This is a genomic window from Ferrovum myxofaciens, from assembly GCF_013181415.1.
GTDB classification, from domain to species: domain Bacteria; phylum Pseudomonadota; class Gammaproteobacteria; order Burkholderiales; family Ferrovaceae; genus Ferrovum; species Ferrovum myxofaciens.
In genome coordinates this window covers 1,634,617-1,652,945 of sequence record NZ_CP053676.1, presented here as the reverse complement: position 1 = coordinate 1,652,945, position 18,329 = coordinate 1,634,617, and the positions used below count along the sequence as shown (strand labels likewise).

Sequence of the window (18,329 nt, the reverse complement as noted above, 5' to 3'; positions counted from 1 at the left end):
TGGGTGAAGTCAGGAGGAGAATCGGGGCGCCATCATTTCCAACTCGCGCGCTGCAGCCAACAGTGCCAGACGGGCGACAACCCCATAGGTATAGAAACGATTATGCGGCGCATCCGGTTGGTGGGTACAGTCTGCAGACATGGCGGGGGTCTGGAAGGCCAGGGGGGCGAAATGGGCGCCGGGGGCATTGAGATTTTCGTCGATTCCCCGTTCGGTATGAACCCGATAAAATCCCCCCACCACGAAATGGTCCATCATGTAGACCACGGGTTCTGCTACGGAGTCCTCGACGGTTTCGAAGGTGGGTACCCCTTCCTGCAGCAATACCTCATGGACTTCCTGACCTTCCTTGATGACGGCCATTTTGTTGCGTTGGCGGCGATTGAGTTGATTCAGTTCCTTGGGGTCCTTGATGGTCATGACTCCCATTCCATAGGTACCCGCATCTGCCTTGAGAATCACAAAAGGGTTTTCTTTGATGGCGTATTCCTGGTATTTTTGACGAATTTTTTGGAGCAAGTCGGCAACCTGGGACTGGACTTCCTCCAAACCGATGCCTTGCGAAAAATCCACGCCGGAACGATGGTCGAAATAAGGGTCGATGAACCACGGATCGATTTGAATCAAGCGGCAAAATTCTTCGGCAACCTGGCGATAGGCGGTAAAGTGAAGGGATTTGCGGCGTGTGCTCCAGCCGGCCCAGGGAGGGGGAACTATGGCTTGCGAAAGATTTTTTAGCAGGTCGGGAACGCCGCCGGACAGATCATTGTTGAGCAGGATGGCGCAGGGGTCAAAGTTCTCCAGAACCAGACGGTTGCCTTGGCGTTGGACGGGTTCCAGCAGCAGGGACCCTCCCTGGGGTAAAGGCACCTCGGTGGGTTGAGCGAGATCGGGCAGTAAACTGCCGATACGCACCGTGAACCCTGCGCGCTGAAGAATCGACTTCAAGGACGATACATTTTGAAGGTAATAGGGATTGCGCGTGTGATTTTCCGGGATGAGCAGGAACTGGCGGGTATCCGGACAGATTTTCTCCACTGCGCTCATGGCGGCCTGAACGCAAAGGGCATCAAATGCCTTATTCAGATTGTTGAAACCGGCAGGGAACAAGTTGGTGTCCACTGGTGCCAGTTTATACCCGGCATTGCGCAGGTCCACGGAGGCGTAAAAAGGAGCGGAGTGTTCCTGCCATTGGTGTCTGAACCAATGTTCGATGCGGGGCATTGCGTCAAGAATCTGTTTTTCCAGAGTCAGCAGGGGGCCCGTGAGGGCGGTTGTCAGATGGGGAACCATGGGCTCATTCCTAAGGTTTAGCCGGCCCATTCTATCAGTGCACCCAAGATGGTGCAGCAGATTGGTCAAAGAAAAAAGAAAGTCTGCAAGGTTAAGACGCCGAGAAAATTTCTCGGAAATCAAGGAGAAAGTTCGGTGGTTGCGTAGGGTTATAAAGAGTACTATAATGGTACTGTATACGAAGAATTCCTTTGGTCTGATATGGACAACAGTATGATTCGCATCGGTAAACTGACAGACTACGGTATTCTCATCCTCACCCATATGGCGCAGGATGAGGCGCGCCTGTTTACGGCTCAGGAAGTCTCACTGGCCGTGGGCGTTCCCTTGCCTACCACCACCAAGTTACTCAAAACCCTGGTTCACGGCAATCTGCTTGATTCCCAGCGCGGAACCAAGGGCGGCTATCTGTTGGCGCGTCGCCCCGACCAGATCTCCATGGTGGATGTGGTGACCGCTTTGGAGGGTCCGGTGGGATTGACCGACTGTGGAACCGCCCAGCATCCGGGAGATTGTCAGCGTTCTATTTCCTGTGCCATCAAGACCAACTGGCAGCGCATCAACCAGGCCGTGCATGATGCACTGGCGCAGGTGACACTGGCGGAAATGCGTCTGCCCGCCGTTCATCCCGTTCATTTACCGGCATCCCGAGCCAATTTACAGAGAGTCTGATCATGAACTCTATCACCGATACTTTGGAAGGCCTGATTTCACTGGAATACCGACATGGATTTGAAACCTCCATTGAAGCGGATGAGATCCCCAAGGGGTTGTCCGAGGACACGGTACGCCTGATCTCTGCGCGCAAGAACGAACCAGAATTTCTTCTGGAGTGGCGTCTCGAGGCTTATCGTCGCTGGCTCAAAATGACTCCGCCCACTTGGTCCAGTGTTCATTATCCCCCCATTGATTATCAGGACATCATCTACTACTCCGCACCCAAGTCACAGAAGGATGGACCCAAAAGTCTGGACGAAGTGGACCCTGAATTGCTCAAGACCTACGAAAAATTGGGAATCCCTTTGCATGAGCGGGCTATTTTGGCAGGGGTGGCGGTGGACGCGGTGTTCGACAGTGTTTCCGTGGCTACTACCTTCAAGGACAAGTTGGCGGAAGTTGGCATTATTTTCTGCTCTTTTTCAGAAGCGGTGCAGCATCATCCCGAGTTGGTCAAACAGTATCTGGGTACGGTGGTGCCGGTCCAGGATAATTTTTATGCGGCTTTGAATTCGGCAGTGTTCAGTGATGGCTCCTTTGTCTATATCCCGCCAGGTGTGCGCTGTCCCATGGAATTGTCTACCTACTTCCGTATCAATGCCAAAAATACCGGGCAATTTGAACGCACCCTGATTATTGCGGATCGAGGTGCATCTGTGAGTTATCTGGAAGGTTGCACAGCCCCCATGCGCGATGAAAACCAGCTGCATGCCGCGGTGGTGGAACTGGTAGCGCTGGAAGATGCAAAAATCAAGTATTCCACGGTACAAAACTGGTATCCGGGGGACAAGGATGGGCGTGGAGGGATCTACAACTTTGTCACTAAACGTGGCGATTGTCGGGGAGCGCGTTCCCATATTTCCTGGACACAGGTGGAAACCGGATCGGCCATTACCTGGAAATATCCCAGCGTGATTTTGCGTGGGGAGGAATCCGTGGGTGAGTTCTATTCTGTAGCCTTGACCAATCATCGCCAACAAGCAGATACAGGAACCAAGATGATTCATATCGGCAAGAATACCCGCAGTACCATCGTGTCTAAGGGGATTTCCGCAGGGTTTGGACAACAGGCTTACCGTGGATTGGTTCGCATGGCCCGTTCGGCCACGGGAGCGCGTAACCATACGCAATGCGATTCCCTGCTTCTGGGAGATCGTTGCCAAGCCCATACTTTTCCCTATATCGAGGTCAAGAACAATACGGCAACGGTAGAGCACGAGGCTTCCACTTCTCGGATCGGTGAAGACCAACTGTTTTTTTGCCGTCAACGCGGCCTGTCAGCCGAGGATGCCGTTTCCATGATCGTCAATGGGTTTTGCAAGGAAGTCTTCAAGGAATTACCCATGGAGTTCGCGGTGGAGGCGCAGAAATTGCTCGGGGTCAGTCTCGAGGGCAGCGTGGGCTGAGACTTGCTCCAGGGATTCAGGACAAATTCAATCATTTTGGAACGATGGAAACGCTATGTTAAGCATCAAGAATTTACAGGCATCAGTGGGCGACAAGGCAATTTTGAAGGGAATCAACCTGGAAGTGAAGGCCGGTGAAGTGCATGCCATCATGGGGCCGAACGGTTCGGGGAAGAGTACCCTGTCCAATGTGCTGGCGGGACGGGAGAATACCACCGTCACGGGGGGCAGTGTGACCTATCAGGGCAAGGATTTACTGGCATTGGCGGTGGAAGAACGGGCTCGAGAAGGAGTTTTTCTGGCTTTTCAGTATCCCGTGGAAATTCCCGGGGTGGGCAATGTCTATCTGCTCAAGGCTGCACTCAATGCTCAGCGCAAGCATCGCGGGTTACCTGAATTGGATGCCATGGATTTTCTGGCTCTGGTCAAGGACAAGATGAAGTTGATGGAAATGAATGAGTCGATGCTTTATCGCGCCGTCAATGAAGGTTTTTCCGGTGGTGAGAAAAAGCGTAATGAAATTCTTCAGATGGTGGTTTTGGAACCCAGTTTGGCCATTCTCGACGAAACTGATTCGGGTTTGGATATCGACGCCTTGAAAGTTGTGTCCCATGGGGTCAACAGTTTGCGCAGTCCCGAGCGTGCCATGATTCTGGTGACTCACTACCAGCGTTTACTGGATTACATCAAACCGGATTTCGTGCACGTGCTGTCCGATGGGCGCATTCAGCGCTCCGGTGGTCCTGAATTGGCTTTGGAATTGGAGCGAGAAGGCTATGCCTGGGTTGGGGACGCAAAGAATGCAGGAGTGGTTGCGCCATGAACCCATTCCTTGCCCAATGCCGCGCCAGTTTTGAGGCACAAGCGACTCAGGAAGGGGCGGTCGAAGGGAGCCAGCGTCAGGCAGAATGGACCCGATTCGAAGCCCTGGGGTGGCCGACGAAACGTCTCGAAGATTGGAAGTACACCGCCTTGTCGGGATTGGAGAAGTTGTCTCTGCACCACTCAATCGAACCCAGAGAAGCGGTGAAGGGAGCGCCGAGAGCGCTTCTGGAGGGAATACCCGCGCCCCGCCTGGTTTTTGTGGATGGGATGTTTCAACCGGATCAATCCATGATTGAAGGACTTCCCAAGGGAGTTCACCTGCGTTTCTGGTCTGAACTGGATGCGCGGGAACGGGAACGATTTACACAAAAGATGGCGCCAGCCCGTGCCCTGACGGCTTTCGGTGCACTCAATGGCGCTCTTTTTACAGAGGGAATCTGGATTACGGTGGACGCGGGATGTGCGCTGGAAACACCGTTGCATCTGGTGAAGGTGAGTCTGACGGGACAACGTATGAGTCATGGGGCCCTGTTGCTCGAGTCGGAAGAAAACAGCGAGTTGACCCTACGGGAACACTGCCTGGGGAGCACCGATCAGCCTGCCCACAGCAATTGGGTGACGGCCATCGAACTGGCACCTCAGGCGCGTTTGACCCTGGTGAAGGTGCAACAGGAAGGTCTCCTGTCTTACCATACGGCTGCGTTGTATGGGCTCCAGCGCGCCGGTAGCCAACTGCAAGTTTTTGCCTTCGCCTTGTCTGGCGCGCTGGGACGCAATGATATTACTCTGCGCTTGATTGAGCCCCATGCCGAATGTGTTCTCAAAGGCATGTATCGGGTGGCGGACCGCGCCCTGCAGGATTTTCATACCACGATCGAACATGATTCCCCGCACTGTACCAGTGAGGAGTGTTTCAAGGGCGTGCTGGAGGGCTCGGGCAAAGCCGTGTTCAATGGACGGGTTCGGGTGGCACTGGATGCCCAGAAAACATCCTCACGCCAGTCAAACCACAATTTATTGTTGTCCGACAAGGCCGAAGTCAATACCAAACCTCAGTTGGAAATATTCGCCGATGATGTGAAATGCAGCCATGGTACTACGGTGGGTCAACTGGACGAGGAGCAGTGGTTTTATCTGCGTACGCGCGGGATTGCCGCGGATTTGGCCCGTACCCTGTTGATTCAGGCCTTTACCCTGGAAATTGCCGAAGCGATTCCCCATGTTGACGTGCGCGCAGAGGTTCGGCGCTTGTTGGGTGGCACGGTTGAGGAGAATGGCCATGTTTGACCCTCATCTCTGGCGTCGTCAATTTCCCATTCTGGAGCGGAAAGTTCACGGGAAACCTTTGGTGTACCTGGATAATGCCGCGACGACTCAAAAGCCACTCGCTGTACTGGATGCGGAACGATATTATTTCGAACATTTCAATGCCAATATTCATCGTGGCGTCCATGCGCTCAGTCAGGAAGCCAGCGAGGCCTTTGAAGGGGCTCGCGAAAAAGTTCGCGCGTTTCTGGGGGCGGCGCATGTGGAAGAGATCATCTTCACCCGTGGGGCAACGGAGGCCATCAATCTTGTGGCTCAGACGTGGGGCCGTACTCATCTCGAGGTTGGTGATGAAATTCTGATCAGTGCGATGGAGCACCATGCCAACATCGTGCCCTGGCAAATGCTGTGCGAAATGACGGGTGCTCGACTCAAGGTCATTCCCATGGATGAGCGAGGGGTATTATTGATGGATCAGGTGGATCACTTGCTCACGGCGCGTACCCGTTTGGTGGGAATCACTTTGGTGTCCAATGCGCTGGGAACCGTGAATCCTGTGGTTGAGATCATCCGCAAGGCCCACGCAGCAGGTGCCAGGGTGCTGGTAGACGGGGCTCAGGCAGTGGCTCACGTGGCGGTGGATATGGTGGCCTTGGGATGTGATTTCTTCGTGTTTTCCGGGCACAAGTTGTATGGGCCCACGGGGATCGGTGTCTTGTATGGAAAAAAGGACCTGCTCACGGCGATGCCCCCGTATCAGGGCGGTGGGGACATGATTTTGCAGGTTACCTTCGAGAAAACCACTTACAATCAGATACCTTACAAGTTTGAGGCCGGGACGCCCCATATTTCCGGGGCTATCGGACTGGGGGCAGCCATCGACTTTGTTCGGTCCGTGGGACTGGAGAACATTGCGGCCCATGAAGACCGGTTGCTTCAGGAAGCGACCGAGCGCGCTCAACGGGTCAACGGCCTGCGCATCATCGGAACGGCACCGGGCAAGGCCAGCATCTTTTCTTTTGTGCTGGAGGGCATCCATCCCCATGATATTGGAACCATTCTGGACAGTGAAGGGGTGGCCATTCGCAGTGGCCATCATTGTGCCATGCCGGTGATGGACTATTTTCACCTGCCCGCTACGGCACGGGCATCCTTTGCCTTGTATAACACCCTGGAGGAAGTCGAGAGCCTGTTCCAGGCAATCGAACGGGTACAAAAACTGTTCCTGAATTGAGAGGGTCTCATGAGTGATTTGCGTGATCTATATCAGGAAGTGATCTTTGATCATAACCGCCATCCCCGCAATTTTGGTCCTTTGCCGGGAGCCAATCGCCATGCCGATGGTTTTAATGCCTTGTGCGGTGACAAGTTGTCTCTCAATCTGAAAGTCGAGGACGGCATTATCCAGGAAGCCCGTTTCGAAGGTTCTGGTTGCGCCATTTCCACGGCTTCGGCCTCCCTCATGACCGAGGCCCTCAAGGGACGTCATGAAGCTGAGGTAGCCGAGTTATTCGAAGGTTTTTACCACATGGTCAAAGGAGAACCTTATACCGTGGAGATGGGCAAACTGGCCGTTCTGGCGGGGGTAAGCGAATTTCCGGCACGGGTGAAATGTGCCACCCTGGCTTGGCATACCCTGAATGCAGCGCTGCATCAGGCCGATCAACCGGTTTCAACGGAGTAGATCATCATGTCAGCGATTGAATGGTTAAACCAGAAAGAGCCTCAACCCGAACCAGTCGAAGGGTCAGCCAGACGTTACGTCTCCGTGGGTCGTCAACCTTCTCCCGAACCTCCTTCCATTCCCTTGGAAGAGGCTATTGCGGCGGGGTTTCCGGGGATGGAGGCCAGTGACATACCCAAACCTGCAGCGGCTCCGGAATTTTCTCGGGATGAGTTGGAGGAAATGGTCATTGCCGCTTTGCGTACCGTCTTCGATCCCGAAATTCCTGTCAACATTTATGATCTGGGATTGATTTATGGTTTGACCATCGACCCCCAACAGGCGCATGTGGATGTTCGGATGACCTTGACCGCGCCGGGTTGTCCCGTTGCTCAAACCTTTCCGGGAGAAGTGGAACAACGGATGACGGAGGTGCCGGGCATTGATTCGGCCCACGTGGAATTGGTCTGGGAACCCCCCTGGACACGGGAACGGATGAGTGAATCCGTGTTGCTCACACTGGGCATGCTCTGAGGGGCCGGTTCTCTTTCCCGGAAATTCTTTCCTGCGGGCTATTGGCATACGCAAGGAAGCGGATTGTCTTGCGCTTTTTGAAAGAAAGATGCATGCCGTCATGGGGCATCATGATTCTTTCCAAAGGGCGATCATGGCTTTTACCTGCGTCTACAGTCGGGCTTTGTGGGGTGCGGAAACCCCGCTGGTGAGGGTGGAAGTCCACCTGTCCGGCGGGTTGCCCCAGTTTAATCTGGTGGGTTTGCCCGAGGCAGAGGTACGCGAGAGCCGGGATCGCGTGCGCGCCGCTTTGAATCACTGCGGTTTTGGTTTTCCCCTCCAGAGGGTGACGGTCAATTTGGCCCCTGCCGAACTTCCCAAGCATTCCAGTCGCTACGATTTGCCCATCGCCATAGGAATTCTGGCTGCTTTTAATCATTTGCCTCACGCTCTGCTTGAAAATTGGGAATTTGCCGGAGAATTGGGATTGAATGGCGACCTGTGCGCCATTCATGGAGCTTTACCCATGGCGGTGGCTGTTGCGCAGGCGGGACACTGGTTGATGGTGGCACGGGCTTCGGCTCCAGAGGCCGTACATGGCTATCCTGCCGGGGTATATGGAGCTACCCACCTGCGTGAGGTATGGGATCATTTGACCAGTCGTTCTTTATTGCCGCTTGTTCATTTGGAGCCACAGGACAGGGCTGCTGTGATCATGCCGGAAATCGATCTGGCTCAGATCCGTGGACAGAGTCAGGCGAAAAGGGTATTGGAAATTGCCGCAGGGGGGCGTCACCATCTGTTGTTGGTGGGGCCTCCGGGAGTCGGGAAATCTCTATTGGCACGTTGTCTGCCGGGCATTTGTACCCCCATGACAGGAACGGAAGCCTTGGCCCTGGCTGCCATTCGGGCAGCACATCGAGAAACCATCGATCCCTCCCTTTGGCGCGTCCGTCCCTTCCGTCATCCTCATCATTCTGTGACGACGGCTGCATTGATGGGTGGAGGACACGGGACACATCTTCATCCTGGAGAGGTTTCCCTGGCTCATGGGGGAACATTGCATCTGGATGAACTGGGCGAGTTTCCAACGCATTTGCTGGACATGCTGCGTGAACCCCTCGAGTCCGGTCAGGTCGCGGTATCCCGGGCGGCGCATAAGGTCATTTATCCTGCCCGCTTTCAACTGGTGGGGGCCATGAATCCTTGCCCCTGTGGTTATCGCGGTCATCCCGCCGGGCGGTGTCGGTGTACCCAACCTCAACTGGAACGCTACACGCGCCGTCTGTCCGGTCCATTCCTTGACCGAATCGACCTGCAATGGGAATTGCCCTCCCTCACGGCAGAGGAACTGATGGCGGAATCCCCTGGAGAATCCAGCGGGGTTGTGCGCCAGCGCGTCATTGCGGCTCAAGAACGCCAGCATGAACGTCAGGGTATGACTAATGAGGGTTTGGGGAGTGATGCACTGCATCGCGTAGCCCCCTTATCCGCCCAGGCCAAAAAATTATTGTTGCGCGCCGCAGATCATTACGAACTCAGTGTACGGGCCGTGCATCGCGTATGGCGTGTGGCTCGCACCATTGCGGATTTAGGTATGGATGAGGGTGTGTCTGAAAGCGCGATTGCCGAGGCATTGCATTACCGGACCGGTTTTGGAAAATTCAATCCTTCATAGTGAGCAGAGGTCCCGGTGATGGCCTGAAGGTGTCACTTTCCCTGCTGCGCTTCCCAAGTCGCCACTTTGGCTTCCAGTTCGTTCAACTTTTCCCGGGTGCGGGCCAGCACCTGAGTCTGACGGTCGAACTCCTCCCGCGTCACCAAGTCTGCTTTTGCCAGGAGACTGCTCAACAGTGCGCGAGCATTCTTCTCCACATCGGCAACGGGGGTCTTGGCAACCAGGTCAGAGATTTTTTTGGTGAATTCGTCGATCAACGTATGGGGGTCCATGGAGGATTCCTGAAGGTTGGCTGAACAAGAGAACATTCTATCCAATTTTCTTTCGTGCGCGGGTTTTTATCATTCCCTCTATTTGCAGGGGGGCATGCTCCAAATTGGACGGGTATGCGATGGGAGCGCACTTATTTGGTGCGGTTTTTTTGGATCTTGATAAAAATTGGCCTAAAAGGTTGGAAAAAATAAAACTTTTTGGGTGGTTCGAGGTTGGCACAGTCTGTGCTTAATAGGGGAGGGAAGTTGCCGGAAAGGATTGACCGGAATTTCATGCACAGGTTCAATTTTTTTATGAATTCTTTGTATCGGTATTCCTATGATGAGCATCGTAATTTAATTCCAAACCCCAAGGAGAAAACCCCATGAAAGCCCCCCTGCCCTTCCCGCTCAAATTAACCTCTTGTTTTTTGATGATGGGGATGATGACGGCTGCCAACGCAAAGGAGGAGGAAACCAATGCAGAGCCAGAAATGACCATTGCCAAGTTGTTCAAGGCTTCCAGCATCGATGTCTCCGGCTATTTGGATGCCGGGTACATCGGCCACAACCAGATGCCTGATCCCAACGTCCAGGTGTTTGATACCAGCAAAAATTCCTTCAGTCTCAACCAGGCCTCCATCACGATATCCAAAACCCCCAAGGAGGGGATGGGTTGGCTGGTGGATTTGATTGCCGGGAGTAATGCGGGGTATCTGTGTTCCTACGGGGCCTGTTCCGGAAATAATCTCAACCCGTACAATTCCACCATGGGTTCAGGGGGGAACTTTGACCCCACCCAGGCGTATATGCAATATGCCACTGGACCCTGGACCCTGATCGGCGGGAAGTTCAATTCCATATCGGGCGTTGAAGTCCCCAACAGTGTGGCGGATACCAATATTACCCGTTCCATTCTCTACGGTCACAGCCCCTTTACCCATACGGGGGTGCGTGCCGTGAACGCTTTGACGGATGCCACCACCCTGACCATGGGGGTCAACAACGGGTGGGATCAGGTGACGGGCATGACCGCTTCGAAGACTGCGGAATTTGCCATCAACGAGGCTTTTACCAAGGATACGTCGCTGTTGTTCGATGTATACAGCGGGGCTGAAACGGTACCCACTTCCCTCGACTAGGCGGGGATCATTCCGGCGGGGACCATTACCAACATGTATACGGCCAACGCAGGGGTTCCTGGGGTTTACGGGGTCAGAAGTGGCAATCGCACCTTGCTGGATATGGTCTTTACGTCCAATCTGACGCAGTCCCTGACTTTCATTCTGAATGCGGATCATTCCAGCCAGCAGAATGTGGTGATCGGTGCCACGCCCAATCAGGTGGGGACAGAGGTTTACTGGGGGTTGGCAGCCTATCTGAATTATCAGATCAACGATCAATACCGGGTATCATTCCGGACGGAACAATTGAAGGATGAATCGGGGGTGGCGGTGGCGGCCCCAGGAACGCTGCCTGGTCCCAATACTGTGCGGGAAGCAACCTTGACTCTGGGGTATGCACCGGTCAAAGACTTCGAACTGCGTGCCGAACTGCGGGGAGACCGTGCGAGTCAAGGAATCTTTGCTTCTTCCAATGGGACCCTGTATCAGAGCATGGTGACCTATGGTTTGCAAGGCATTTACAAATTCTAACTAATTGAAAATTCAAAGAGGAGAGATCATGAAACTTGTGACTGCAATCATCAAACCTTTCAAGTTGGATGAGGTGCGGGAAGCCCTGAGTGCCATAGGTGTACAGGGGATCACCGTCACCGAAGTGAAAGGGTTTGGACGGCAAAAGGGGCATACCGAACTGTATCGAGGGGCCGAATACGTGGTAGATTTTTTGCCCAAGGTCAAGTTGGAAGCGGCCATCAAGACGGAATTACTGGAACAGGTCATCGAAGCCATCGAAAAGTCGGCCACCACAGGCAAGATTGGGGATGGAAAAATCTTTGTGTACGATTTGGAACATGTGGTGCGGATCCGGACCGGTGAAACCGGCTCGGATGCCCTATAAGGAGAATGAAAATGAAAGCACGATGGAAAACATTGAAAGTTGCCGCCCTGGCACTGTCTCTGAGTTTGGGGACCGTGGCAGTGATGGCCGATGACACGGCAACTCCGCCAACCCCTGCACCCGCAGTTTCGGCTCCCGCCGCTCCAACTGCCGCTGCGGATGCTACTCCAGCGCCCGCAGCGCCGGCTGCAGCAGCCCCGGCAACACCCACTGCTCCCTTTCTGGTGGGGTTTGATAAAATCGATTCCGGGGCCACGGCCTGGATGTTGACATCCACGGCATTGGTCCTGTTCATGACCATCCCGGGTTTGGCGCTGTTTTATGGGGGCATGGTCCGCAAGAAGAACGTGCTGGCTACCCTGATGCAAAGTTTTGCCATCTGTGCCATGGTGACGGTGTTGTGGGTTGTGGCGGGCTATAGCCTGGCTTTCATGCCTGGAACTCCCTGGCTCGGGGGCATGAGTCGCTTCCTGCTGGATGGCATGCTGTATCAGAATGAGGCCAAGAAGGTGATGGTGCACCATGCTGCCACGGCTATTCCGGAATCGGTCTACATGATGTTTCAGATGACCTTTGCCATCATTACTCCTGCCTTGATTGCAGGTGCTTTTGCTGAACGCATGAAATTCTCGGCCATGATGGTGTTTATCGCGCTGTGGTCACTGCTGGTGTATTCCCCCATCGCGCATTGGGTTTGGGAACCGGGCGGCTGGCTGGCTGGCAAAGGCGTGTTGGATTTTGCCGGGGGTACCGTGGTGCACATCAATGCCGGGGTGGCTGGTTTGGCGGCAGCGCTGGTGTTGGGCAAACGGGTGGGCTATGGCAAGGAACCCATGGCACCCCATAATTTGGTATTGACACTGGTGGGTGCCTCCATGTTGTGGGTGGGTTGGTTCGGTTTCAATGCTGGTTCTGCGGTGGCAGCCGATGGTCGTGCCGGGATGGCCATGGTGGTCACCCAAGTGGCTACGGCGGTTGCGGCTCTGTCCTGGATGTTTGCCGAATGGTTGACCAAGGGCAAACCCAGCGTGTTGGGCATTGCTTCCGGGGCGGTGGCCGGGTTGGTGGCCATTACGCCCGCTTCTGGTTTCGTCGCCACGGGGGGGGCCATTGCCATCGGACTGGCTGCGGGCGTGATCTGTTTCTGGGCCGCCACCAGTTTGAAACATATGCTGGGTTACGATGATTCTCTGGATGCCTTTGGGGTGCATGGTATCGGCGGAATCGTGGGGGCCTTACTGACCGGGGTCTTCAATGTCAAGGAAATCAGTGCCGTGGATGGCAGCCTGGCGACTCAGGCTCTAGGGGTTGGCGTGACGGTGGTCTACGGGTTCGTAGTCTCCTTCGTGCTGCTCAAGGTCATCGACATGGTGATGGGTCTGCGTGTCAGCGAAGAAGAAGAACGTGAGGGACTGGATCTGGTCCTGCATGGCGAACGCATCGAATAGTCTTTCCTCTCTCCGTCAGGGAATTGGGGCACCTCCGGGTGCCTCTTTTTTTATGTTTTATGGCAGAACTGTTGCAATTTGTATCTTGATGTGCGTCAATACTTTCCCAACGCAGAAGGGGGAGGAAAAGGTTTTTACCCGTTTTAGCGTGATTTCTACAAAAAAATATGACGAGGAAAAACCATGACATTCATCAGCAAGAATCCGCGAAGTTATTTCGGTCTGTTTGTCGCAGTCCTATGTCTGGGGGCCAGTACTTTGTCCCAGGCCAAGGATGAAGAATCGGATGCCGAACCTGAAGTGAGTTTGGCAAAGTTGTTCAGGAAAGCCAATATTGAAGTGAAGGGCTATCTGGATATGGGTTATATGGCGCACTCACAAACGCCGGACCCCAGTGTTCAGGTGTTCGATACCACCAAAAATTCCTTTGCCCTGAATCAGGCCTCAGTCACGATTTCCAAACTGCCGACCCAGGGCATTGGCGGGCTGGTCAATCTGACGGCGGGTTCCAATGCCGGGGTCATTTGCTCCTATGGGGCCTGTTCCGGCAATAATCTCAATGCCAACAACACCACCGCAGGCAGTGGAGGATTTTTCGACCTGACCCAGGCATTCATGCAGTATGCCAAGAATTCCTGGACGGTGATGGGCGGGAAATATACCACCTTGGCCGGGGTGGAATATATTGACAGCGGTGCGGATACTAATATCACCCGTTCCATCCTCTTTGGCAAGATTCCCTTTACCCATACGGGGCTGCGTGCCATCAATAATGTGTCCGAAGCCACGACCCTGACCATGGGAGTGAATAACGGTTGGGACCAAGTGACGGGGATGACGGCTTCCAAGACAGTGGAAATGGCGGTGAACGAGGCTTTTACCAAGGATACGTCCCTGCTCTTCGATATTTATACCGGCGATGAAACGGTGCTGGCACCTGCCACGGCAGGGGTCAATGCCAGCAACATGTTCACCACCAACACCTTTACGGCCTATGGCGGGGCCAATGCGCGGGCGGGAAATCGTACGTTGCTGGACATGGTCTTCACCACCAATCTGACCCAGTCCCTGACCTTCATCCTGAATGCGGATCATGCCTCCCAACAGAATGAAATCATCGGACTTAATCAGGTGGGGACGGAAACTTACTGGGGGGTGGCCGGGTACTTGAACTATCAGATCAATGAGCAGTATCGGGTCTCCTTCCGGGCTGAAGAAGTGCGGGACAGTTCAGGCGCAGCCTTGGCAACGGGCGTCGATACGGGCGGTTATGGGGTGCTGGTCGGACCGAATACGGTGCGCGAAGCGACGTTGACCCTGGGGTATGCCCCTGTCAAGTCGTTTGAGTTGCGCGGTGAAATTCGTGAAGATCGCGCCGACAAAGGATTGTTTGCGGAATCCAACGGAATTCTCTCCCAATCCATGACCACCTACGGTTTGCAAGGCATCTACAAGTTCTAAAAAACTCACCGGTGACTCCAAAGGCACCCTTCGGGGTGCCTTTTTCTCACCTTGACGGGCATGGTAGACTGTGCGTCTATGAAAGATACGACCGCACAACTCCGCACTTTGCTTTCTCAACGCATTCTGATGCTGGATGGAGCCATGGGTACCATGATCCAACGGCATCGCCTGACTGAAGAGGATTACCGGGGTACACGTTTCAAAGATTTTCCCCATGATCTGAAGGGAAATAACGATCTTCTGGTTCTGACCCAGCCTCAGATCATCCAGGAGATTCATCAGGCCTATCTGGACGCTGGCGCGGATATCCTGGAGACCAACACCTTCAATGCCAATGCCATCTCCATGGCAGATTACCATATGGCGGATCTGGTACCTGAAATCAATCTCGAGGCGGCTCGAATGGCAAGGAGATTGGCCGATGGGGCCACTCGCAGAAACCCGGCCAAACCCCGTTTTGTGGCAGGGGTACTGGGGCCAACCACCCGTACGGCTTCCATTTCACCGGATGTGAATGATCCTGGTTACCGCAATGTGGATTTCGATACACTGAATGCCTCCTACGGGGAAGCCATCGAAGCTCTGGTGGCGGGTGGGGTGGACATTCTATTGGTGGAAACGGTGTTCGACACCCTCAATGCCAAGGCGGCCCTTTTTGCCATTGAATCCTTTTTTGAACGCACGGGTCAACGTTTGCCCGTGATGATTTCCGGGACCATTACCGACCAGAGTGGGCGCACCCTGACCGGGCAGACCACGGAAGCCTTCTGGAACTCGCTGTCCCATATCCGCCCTCTTTCCATCGGTCTCAATTGTGCCCTGGGGGCTGCGCTCATGCGCCCCTATATCGAAGAATTGGCTCGAGTGGCAAACACGTATGTGAGTGCCCATCCCAATGCGGGTTTGCCCAATCCTCTGGCCGAATCGGGCTACGACGAAGGTCCTGCTGAAACAGCGGCGCTACTCAAGGAGTTTGCTAAATCGGGCTTTATCAATATCGTGGGGGGCTGTTGTGGTACGACCCCCGCCCATATTCAGGCGATTGCCGAAGCAGTTCAGGATATTCCTCCACGCCAGATCCCCGATGTTCCACGGGAAACACGACTGTCTGGACTGGAACCTTTCAACATCGGGGAAGACAGCCTCTTCGTGAACATCGGGGAGCGCACCAATGTGACAGGATCCCGTGCCTTTGCGCGTCTGATTCTGGCAGGGCAGTTCACCGAAGCTCTGGGGGTGGCCCGCACCCAGGTGGAAAGTGGTGCCCAGATCATCGACATCAACATGGACGAAGCCATGCTTGATGCACCAGCGGCCATGCAGCGTTTTCTTAATCTGGTGGGCTCCGAACCGGACATTGCAAAAGTTCCGGTGATGATTGATTCCTCCGATTGGCGTGTGATCGAGGCAGGGTTGAAGTGTGTGCAGGGCAAGTCCATTGTCAACTCCATCAGTCTCAAGGAAGGAGAAAAGGAGTTTTTGCATCGTGCCACTTTGGTGCGCCGTTATGGTGCGGCAGCCATTGTGATGGCCTTTGATGAACAGGGTCAGGCGGATACCCAGGCACGCAAAGTGGAAATCTGCACGCGTTCCTACCGTTTATTGACTGAAAAATTAGATTTTCTCCCCGAAGATATCCTGTTTGATCCCAATATTTTTGCAGTGGCCACGGGAATCGAGGAACACGATAACTACGCGGTGGACTTCATCGAGGCTACGCGCCAGATTCGGAACACCCTGCCCTACGCTAAAGTCAGTGGCGGGGTCTCCAATGTAAGTTTCTCCTTCCGTGGCAACGAAACGGTGCGAGAAGCCATTCATACGGCTTTTCTGTACCATGCGGTGCAGGCCGGAATGTCCATGGGCATCGTCAATGCAGGACAATTGGGGGTTTATGCCGAGATTGAACCGAATCTGCTGACACATGTGGAAGATGTCATTCTCAATCGCCGCCCCGATGCAGGTGAACGTTTGGTGACTTTTGCCACCCAGGTCAAGGATGCCGGACTCAAAACCGTTCAGGAAGACTTGGCCTGGCGCCAGGCACCTGTGCACGAACGCTTGACCCATGCGTTGGTCAAGGGTATCAATACCTACATCGTGGAGGACGCGGAAGAAGCGCGTCAAGTGGCCGAACATCCGATTCACGTCATCGAAGGTCCCCTGATGGACGGTATGAATGTGGTGGGCGATCTGTTTGGTGCAGGCAAGATGTTCCTGCCCCAGGTGGTGAAATCAGCGCGGGTAATGAAACAGGCCGTGGCCCATCTGATTCCCTTCATCGAAGCGGAGAAAAGTGCCGGTTCCCAGGCCAAGGGGCGCATCCTGCTGGCCACGGTCAAGGGGGATGTGCATGACATTGGCAAGAATATCGTTGCCGTGGTCTTGCAGTGCAATAATTTTGAAGTCATCAACATGGGGGTGATGGTGCCTTGCGAACGTATTTTGGATACGGCCCGCGCAGAAAGGGCAGACATCATTGGGCTGTCCGGGTTGATTACGCCTTCGTTGGAAGAAATGGCCCATGTGGCTCGTGAAATGCAACGTACCGGGTTCACTGTTCCCTTGCTGATTGGCGGGGCCACAACGTCGCGCGTCCATACGGCAGTCAAGATCGAGCCCCATTATCAGGGGGTGACGGTGTATGTGCCCGATGCTTCGCGCGCGGTGGGAGTCTGTGCCCAACTCCTCAGTGAAGGCTTGAAGGAAGCGTATACCCGGGACATCAAGACGGATATGGCGCGGATTCGAACCCAGCATGAAGCCAAAAAAGGTACCGGTCCCCTTCTCTCCCTGGCGCAGGCACGGCAACGCGGACAGAAATTTGACTGGGTAGCCGTCGTCCCTCCCCGCCCAACCTTCCTGGGGGTGCGCGAGTTGCGCGATTATCCCCTGGATGCATTGGTTCCCTACATCGATTGGACACCGTTCTTTCAGACCTGGGAGTTGAGCGGGCGTTATCCAGCCATTCTGGAAGATTCCGTGGTGGGAGAAACGGCTCGTCAACTCTTTGACGATGCCCAGGCCTTGTTGGCCCAACTGCTTCAGGAAAAAATTCTTACGGCCCATGGGGTGGTGGGGTTTTTTCCGGCAGCGGCCGCAGATAATGGAGACGATCTGCTCATTTATACGGATGAATCACGCACGGAAGTGCGCACCGTGCTGCACCATCTGCGCCAACAAAACGAGAAGCCTGCGGATCGGCACAATCACTGTTTGACAGATTTTGTGGCGCCTGCATCGACGGGAGTGGCGGATTACATCGGGGCTTTTGCGGTCACCGCCGGACAGGGGATCGAGGAACGTTTGGCTGAGTACGAGGCAGCGCATGACGACTACAACAGTATTCTTCTCAAGGCATTGGCGGATCGTCTGGCGGAAGCATTTGCCGAGGCTTTGCATGCGCGAGTTCGACGGGAATGGTGGGGGTATGCCGCAGGCGAAAATTTGACCCATGAGGCGTTGATTGCCGAGCGCTATCGCGGCATTCGCCCTGCACCGGGCTATCCGGCCTGTCCCGATCATACGGAGAAAGGCCTCCTCTTCGATCTTTTGCAGGCTACCGAGCACACCGGGATCAGTTTGACGGAGAGTTATGCCATGTTGCCCACGGCGGCGGTGAGCGGGTTTTATTTCTCCCATCCGGACAGCATCTATTTTGCCTTGGGCAAGATCGGACGGGACCAGGTGGAGGACTATGCTCAGCGCAAGGGCTGGACGTTAGACCAGGCGGAATACTGGCTGGCTCCCCAACTGGCTTATACGCCAGTGCGTTGAGTAGGC

General features: G+C 54.6%; 14 protein-coding genes and 1 pseudogene. 13 read left to right on the top strand and 2 right to left on the bottom strand.

All coding sequences use genetic code 11. The annotated features are described in order from the left end of the window. Nucleotides 1-9 precede the first annotated feature (9 nt). Nucleotides 10-1,293 carry a glutamate--cysteine ligase gene (gene gshA / locus HO274_RS08095; protein WP_031598349.1) on the bottom strand — a complete coding sequence of 428 codons (1,284 nt, stop codon included), beginning with the start codon at nucleotides 1,291-1,293 and terminating at the stop codon, nucleotides 10-12. 213 nt (nucleotides 1,294-1,506) lie between these two features. Here gshA and HO274_RS08090 point away from each other — a divergent pair, with 213 nt between their 5' ends. From HO274_RS08090 to HO274_RS08055, 8 genes are all read left to right on the top strand, one after another. Beyond that, nucleotides 1,507-1,965 carry an SUF system Fe-S cluster assembly regulator gene (locus tag HO274_RS08090; protein ID WP_273118577.1) on the top strand — a complete coding sequence of 153 codons (459 nt, stop codon included), beginning with the start codon at nucleotides 1,507-1,509 and terminating at the stop codon, nucleotides 1,963-1,965. 2 nt (nucleotides 1,966-1,967) lie between these two features. Beyond that, entirely contained in the window at nucleotides 1,968-3,416 is a 1,449-nt protein-coding gene (gene sufB, locus HO274_RS08085) for a Fe-S cluster assembly protein SufB (protein ID WP_031598347.1), read from the top strand. Between the two features lie 55 nt (nucleotides 3,417-3,471). Continuing rightward, nucleotides 3,472-4,239: a Fe-S cluster assembly ATPase SufC gene (gene sufC, locus HO274_RS08080; RefSeq protein ID WP_031598346.1), complete on the top strand. Its 768-nt coding sequence runs from the start codon at nucleotides 3,472-3,474 to the stop codon at nucleotides 4,237-4,239. Further along, complete coding sequence (gene sufD / locus HO274_RS08075; protein WP_273118570.1) at nucleotides 4,236-5,528, top strand: Fe-S cluster assembly protein SufD; 1,293 nt, start codon at nucleotides 4,236-4,238, stop codon at nucleotides 5,526-5,528. Before sufC ends, sufD begins: the two co-directional genes overlap by 4 nt. Next, nucleotides 5,515-6,741, top strand: a complete 1,227-nt coding sequence (locus tag HO274_RS08070) for a cysteine desulfurase (protein ID WP_420537355.1) — start codon at nucleotides 5,515-5,517, stop codon at nucleotides 6,739-6,741. Before sufD ends, HO274_RS08070 begins: the two co-directional genes overlap by 14 nt. A gap of 9 nt (nucleotides 6,742-6,750) precedes the next feature. After that, nucleotides 6,751-7,191, top strand: coding sequence for a Fe-S cluster assembly sulfur transfer protein SufU (gene sufU / locus HO274_RS08065; protein WP_031598341.1), 441 nt, complete (start codon nucleotides 6,751-6,753; stop codon nucleotides 7,189-7,191). 156 nt (nucleotides 7,192-7,347) lie between these two features. Then, nucleotides 7,348-7,704: a DUF59 domain-containing protein gene (locus HO274_RS08060; RefSeq protein WP_062187597.1), complete on the top strand. Its 357-nt coding sequence runs from the start codon at nucleotides 7,348-7,350 to the stop codon at nucleotides 7,702-7,704. Nucleotides 7,705-7,792: 88 nt separating this feature from the next. Continuing rightward, nucleotides 7,793-9,361, top strand: coding sequence for a YifB family Mg chelatase-like AAA ATPase (locus HO274_RS08055; protein ID WP_197456341.1), 1,569 nt, complete (start codon nucleotides 7,793-7,795; stop codon nucleotides 9,359-9,361). Nucleotides 9,362-9,393: 32 nt separating this feature from the next. On the opposite strand, the gene HO274_RS08050 is transcribed toward HO274_RS08055, so the two are convergent. Then, on the bottom strand, nucleotides 9,394-9,633 hold the full coding sequence (locus HO274_RS08050; protein ID WP_031598337.1) for an accessory factor UbiK family protein: 240 nt from the start codon (nucleotides 9,631-9,633) through the stop codon (nucleotides 9,394-9,396). A 365-nt stretch (nucleotides 9,634-9,998) separates the two neighbouring features. Between HO274_RS08050 and HO274_RS13555 the strand changes: the two are divergent. The 5 genes and pseudogenes from HO274_RS13555 to metH all read left to right on the top strand — a co-directional run bounded on the left by HO274_RS13555 (nucleotide 9,999) and on the right by metH (nucleotide 18,323). Beyond that, nucleotides 9,999-11,267, top strand: a pseudogene (locus HO274_RS13555) (outer membrane beta-barrel protein). A gap of 28 nt (nucleotides 11,268-11,295) precedes the next feature. Further along, entirely contained in the window at nucleotides 11,296-11,634 is a 339-nt protein-coding gene (glnK, locus tag HO274_RS08035) for a P-II family nitrogen regulator (RefSeq protein WP_031599015.1), read from the top strand. 11 nt (nucleotides 11,635-11,645) lie between these two features. After that, the gene (locus HO274_RS08030) at nucleotides 11,646-13,082 is read left to right on the top strand and encodes an ammonium transporter (RefSeq protein ID WP_035418122.1); all 1,437 of its coding nucleotides are present in this window, start codon (nucleotides 11,646-11,648) and stop codon (nucleotides 13,080-13,082) included. A gap of 183 nt (nucleotides 13,083-13,265) precedes the next feature. Further along, nucleotides 13,266-14,543 carry an outer membrane beta-barrel protein gene (locus tag HO274_RS08025; protein WP_031597107.1) on the top strand — a complete coding sequence of 426 codons (1,278 nt, stop codon included), beginning with the start codon at nucleotides 13,266-13,268 and terminating at the stop codon, nucleotides 14,541-14,543. A gap of 78 nt (nucleotides 14,544-14,621) precedes the next feature. Then, nucleotides 14,622-18,323, top strand: a complete 3,702-nt coding sequence (gene metH, locus HO274_RS08020; protein WP_273118550.1) for a methionine synthase — start codon at nucleotides 14,622-14,624, stop codon at nucleotides 18,321-18,323. The last annotated feature ends 6 nt before the right edge of the window (nucleotides 18,324-18,329 follow it).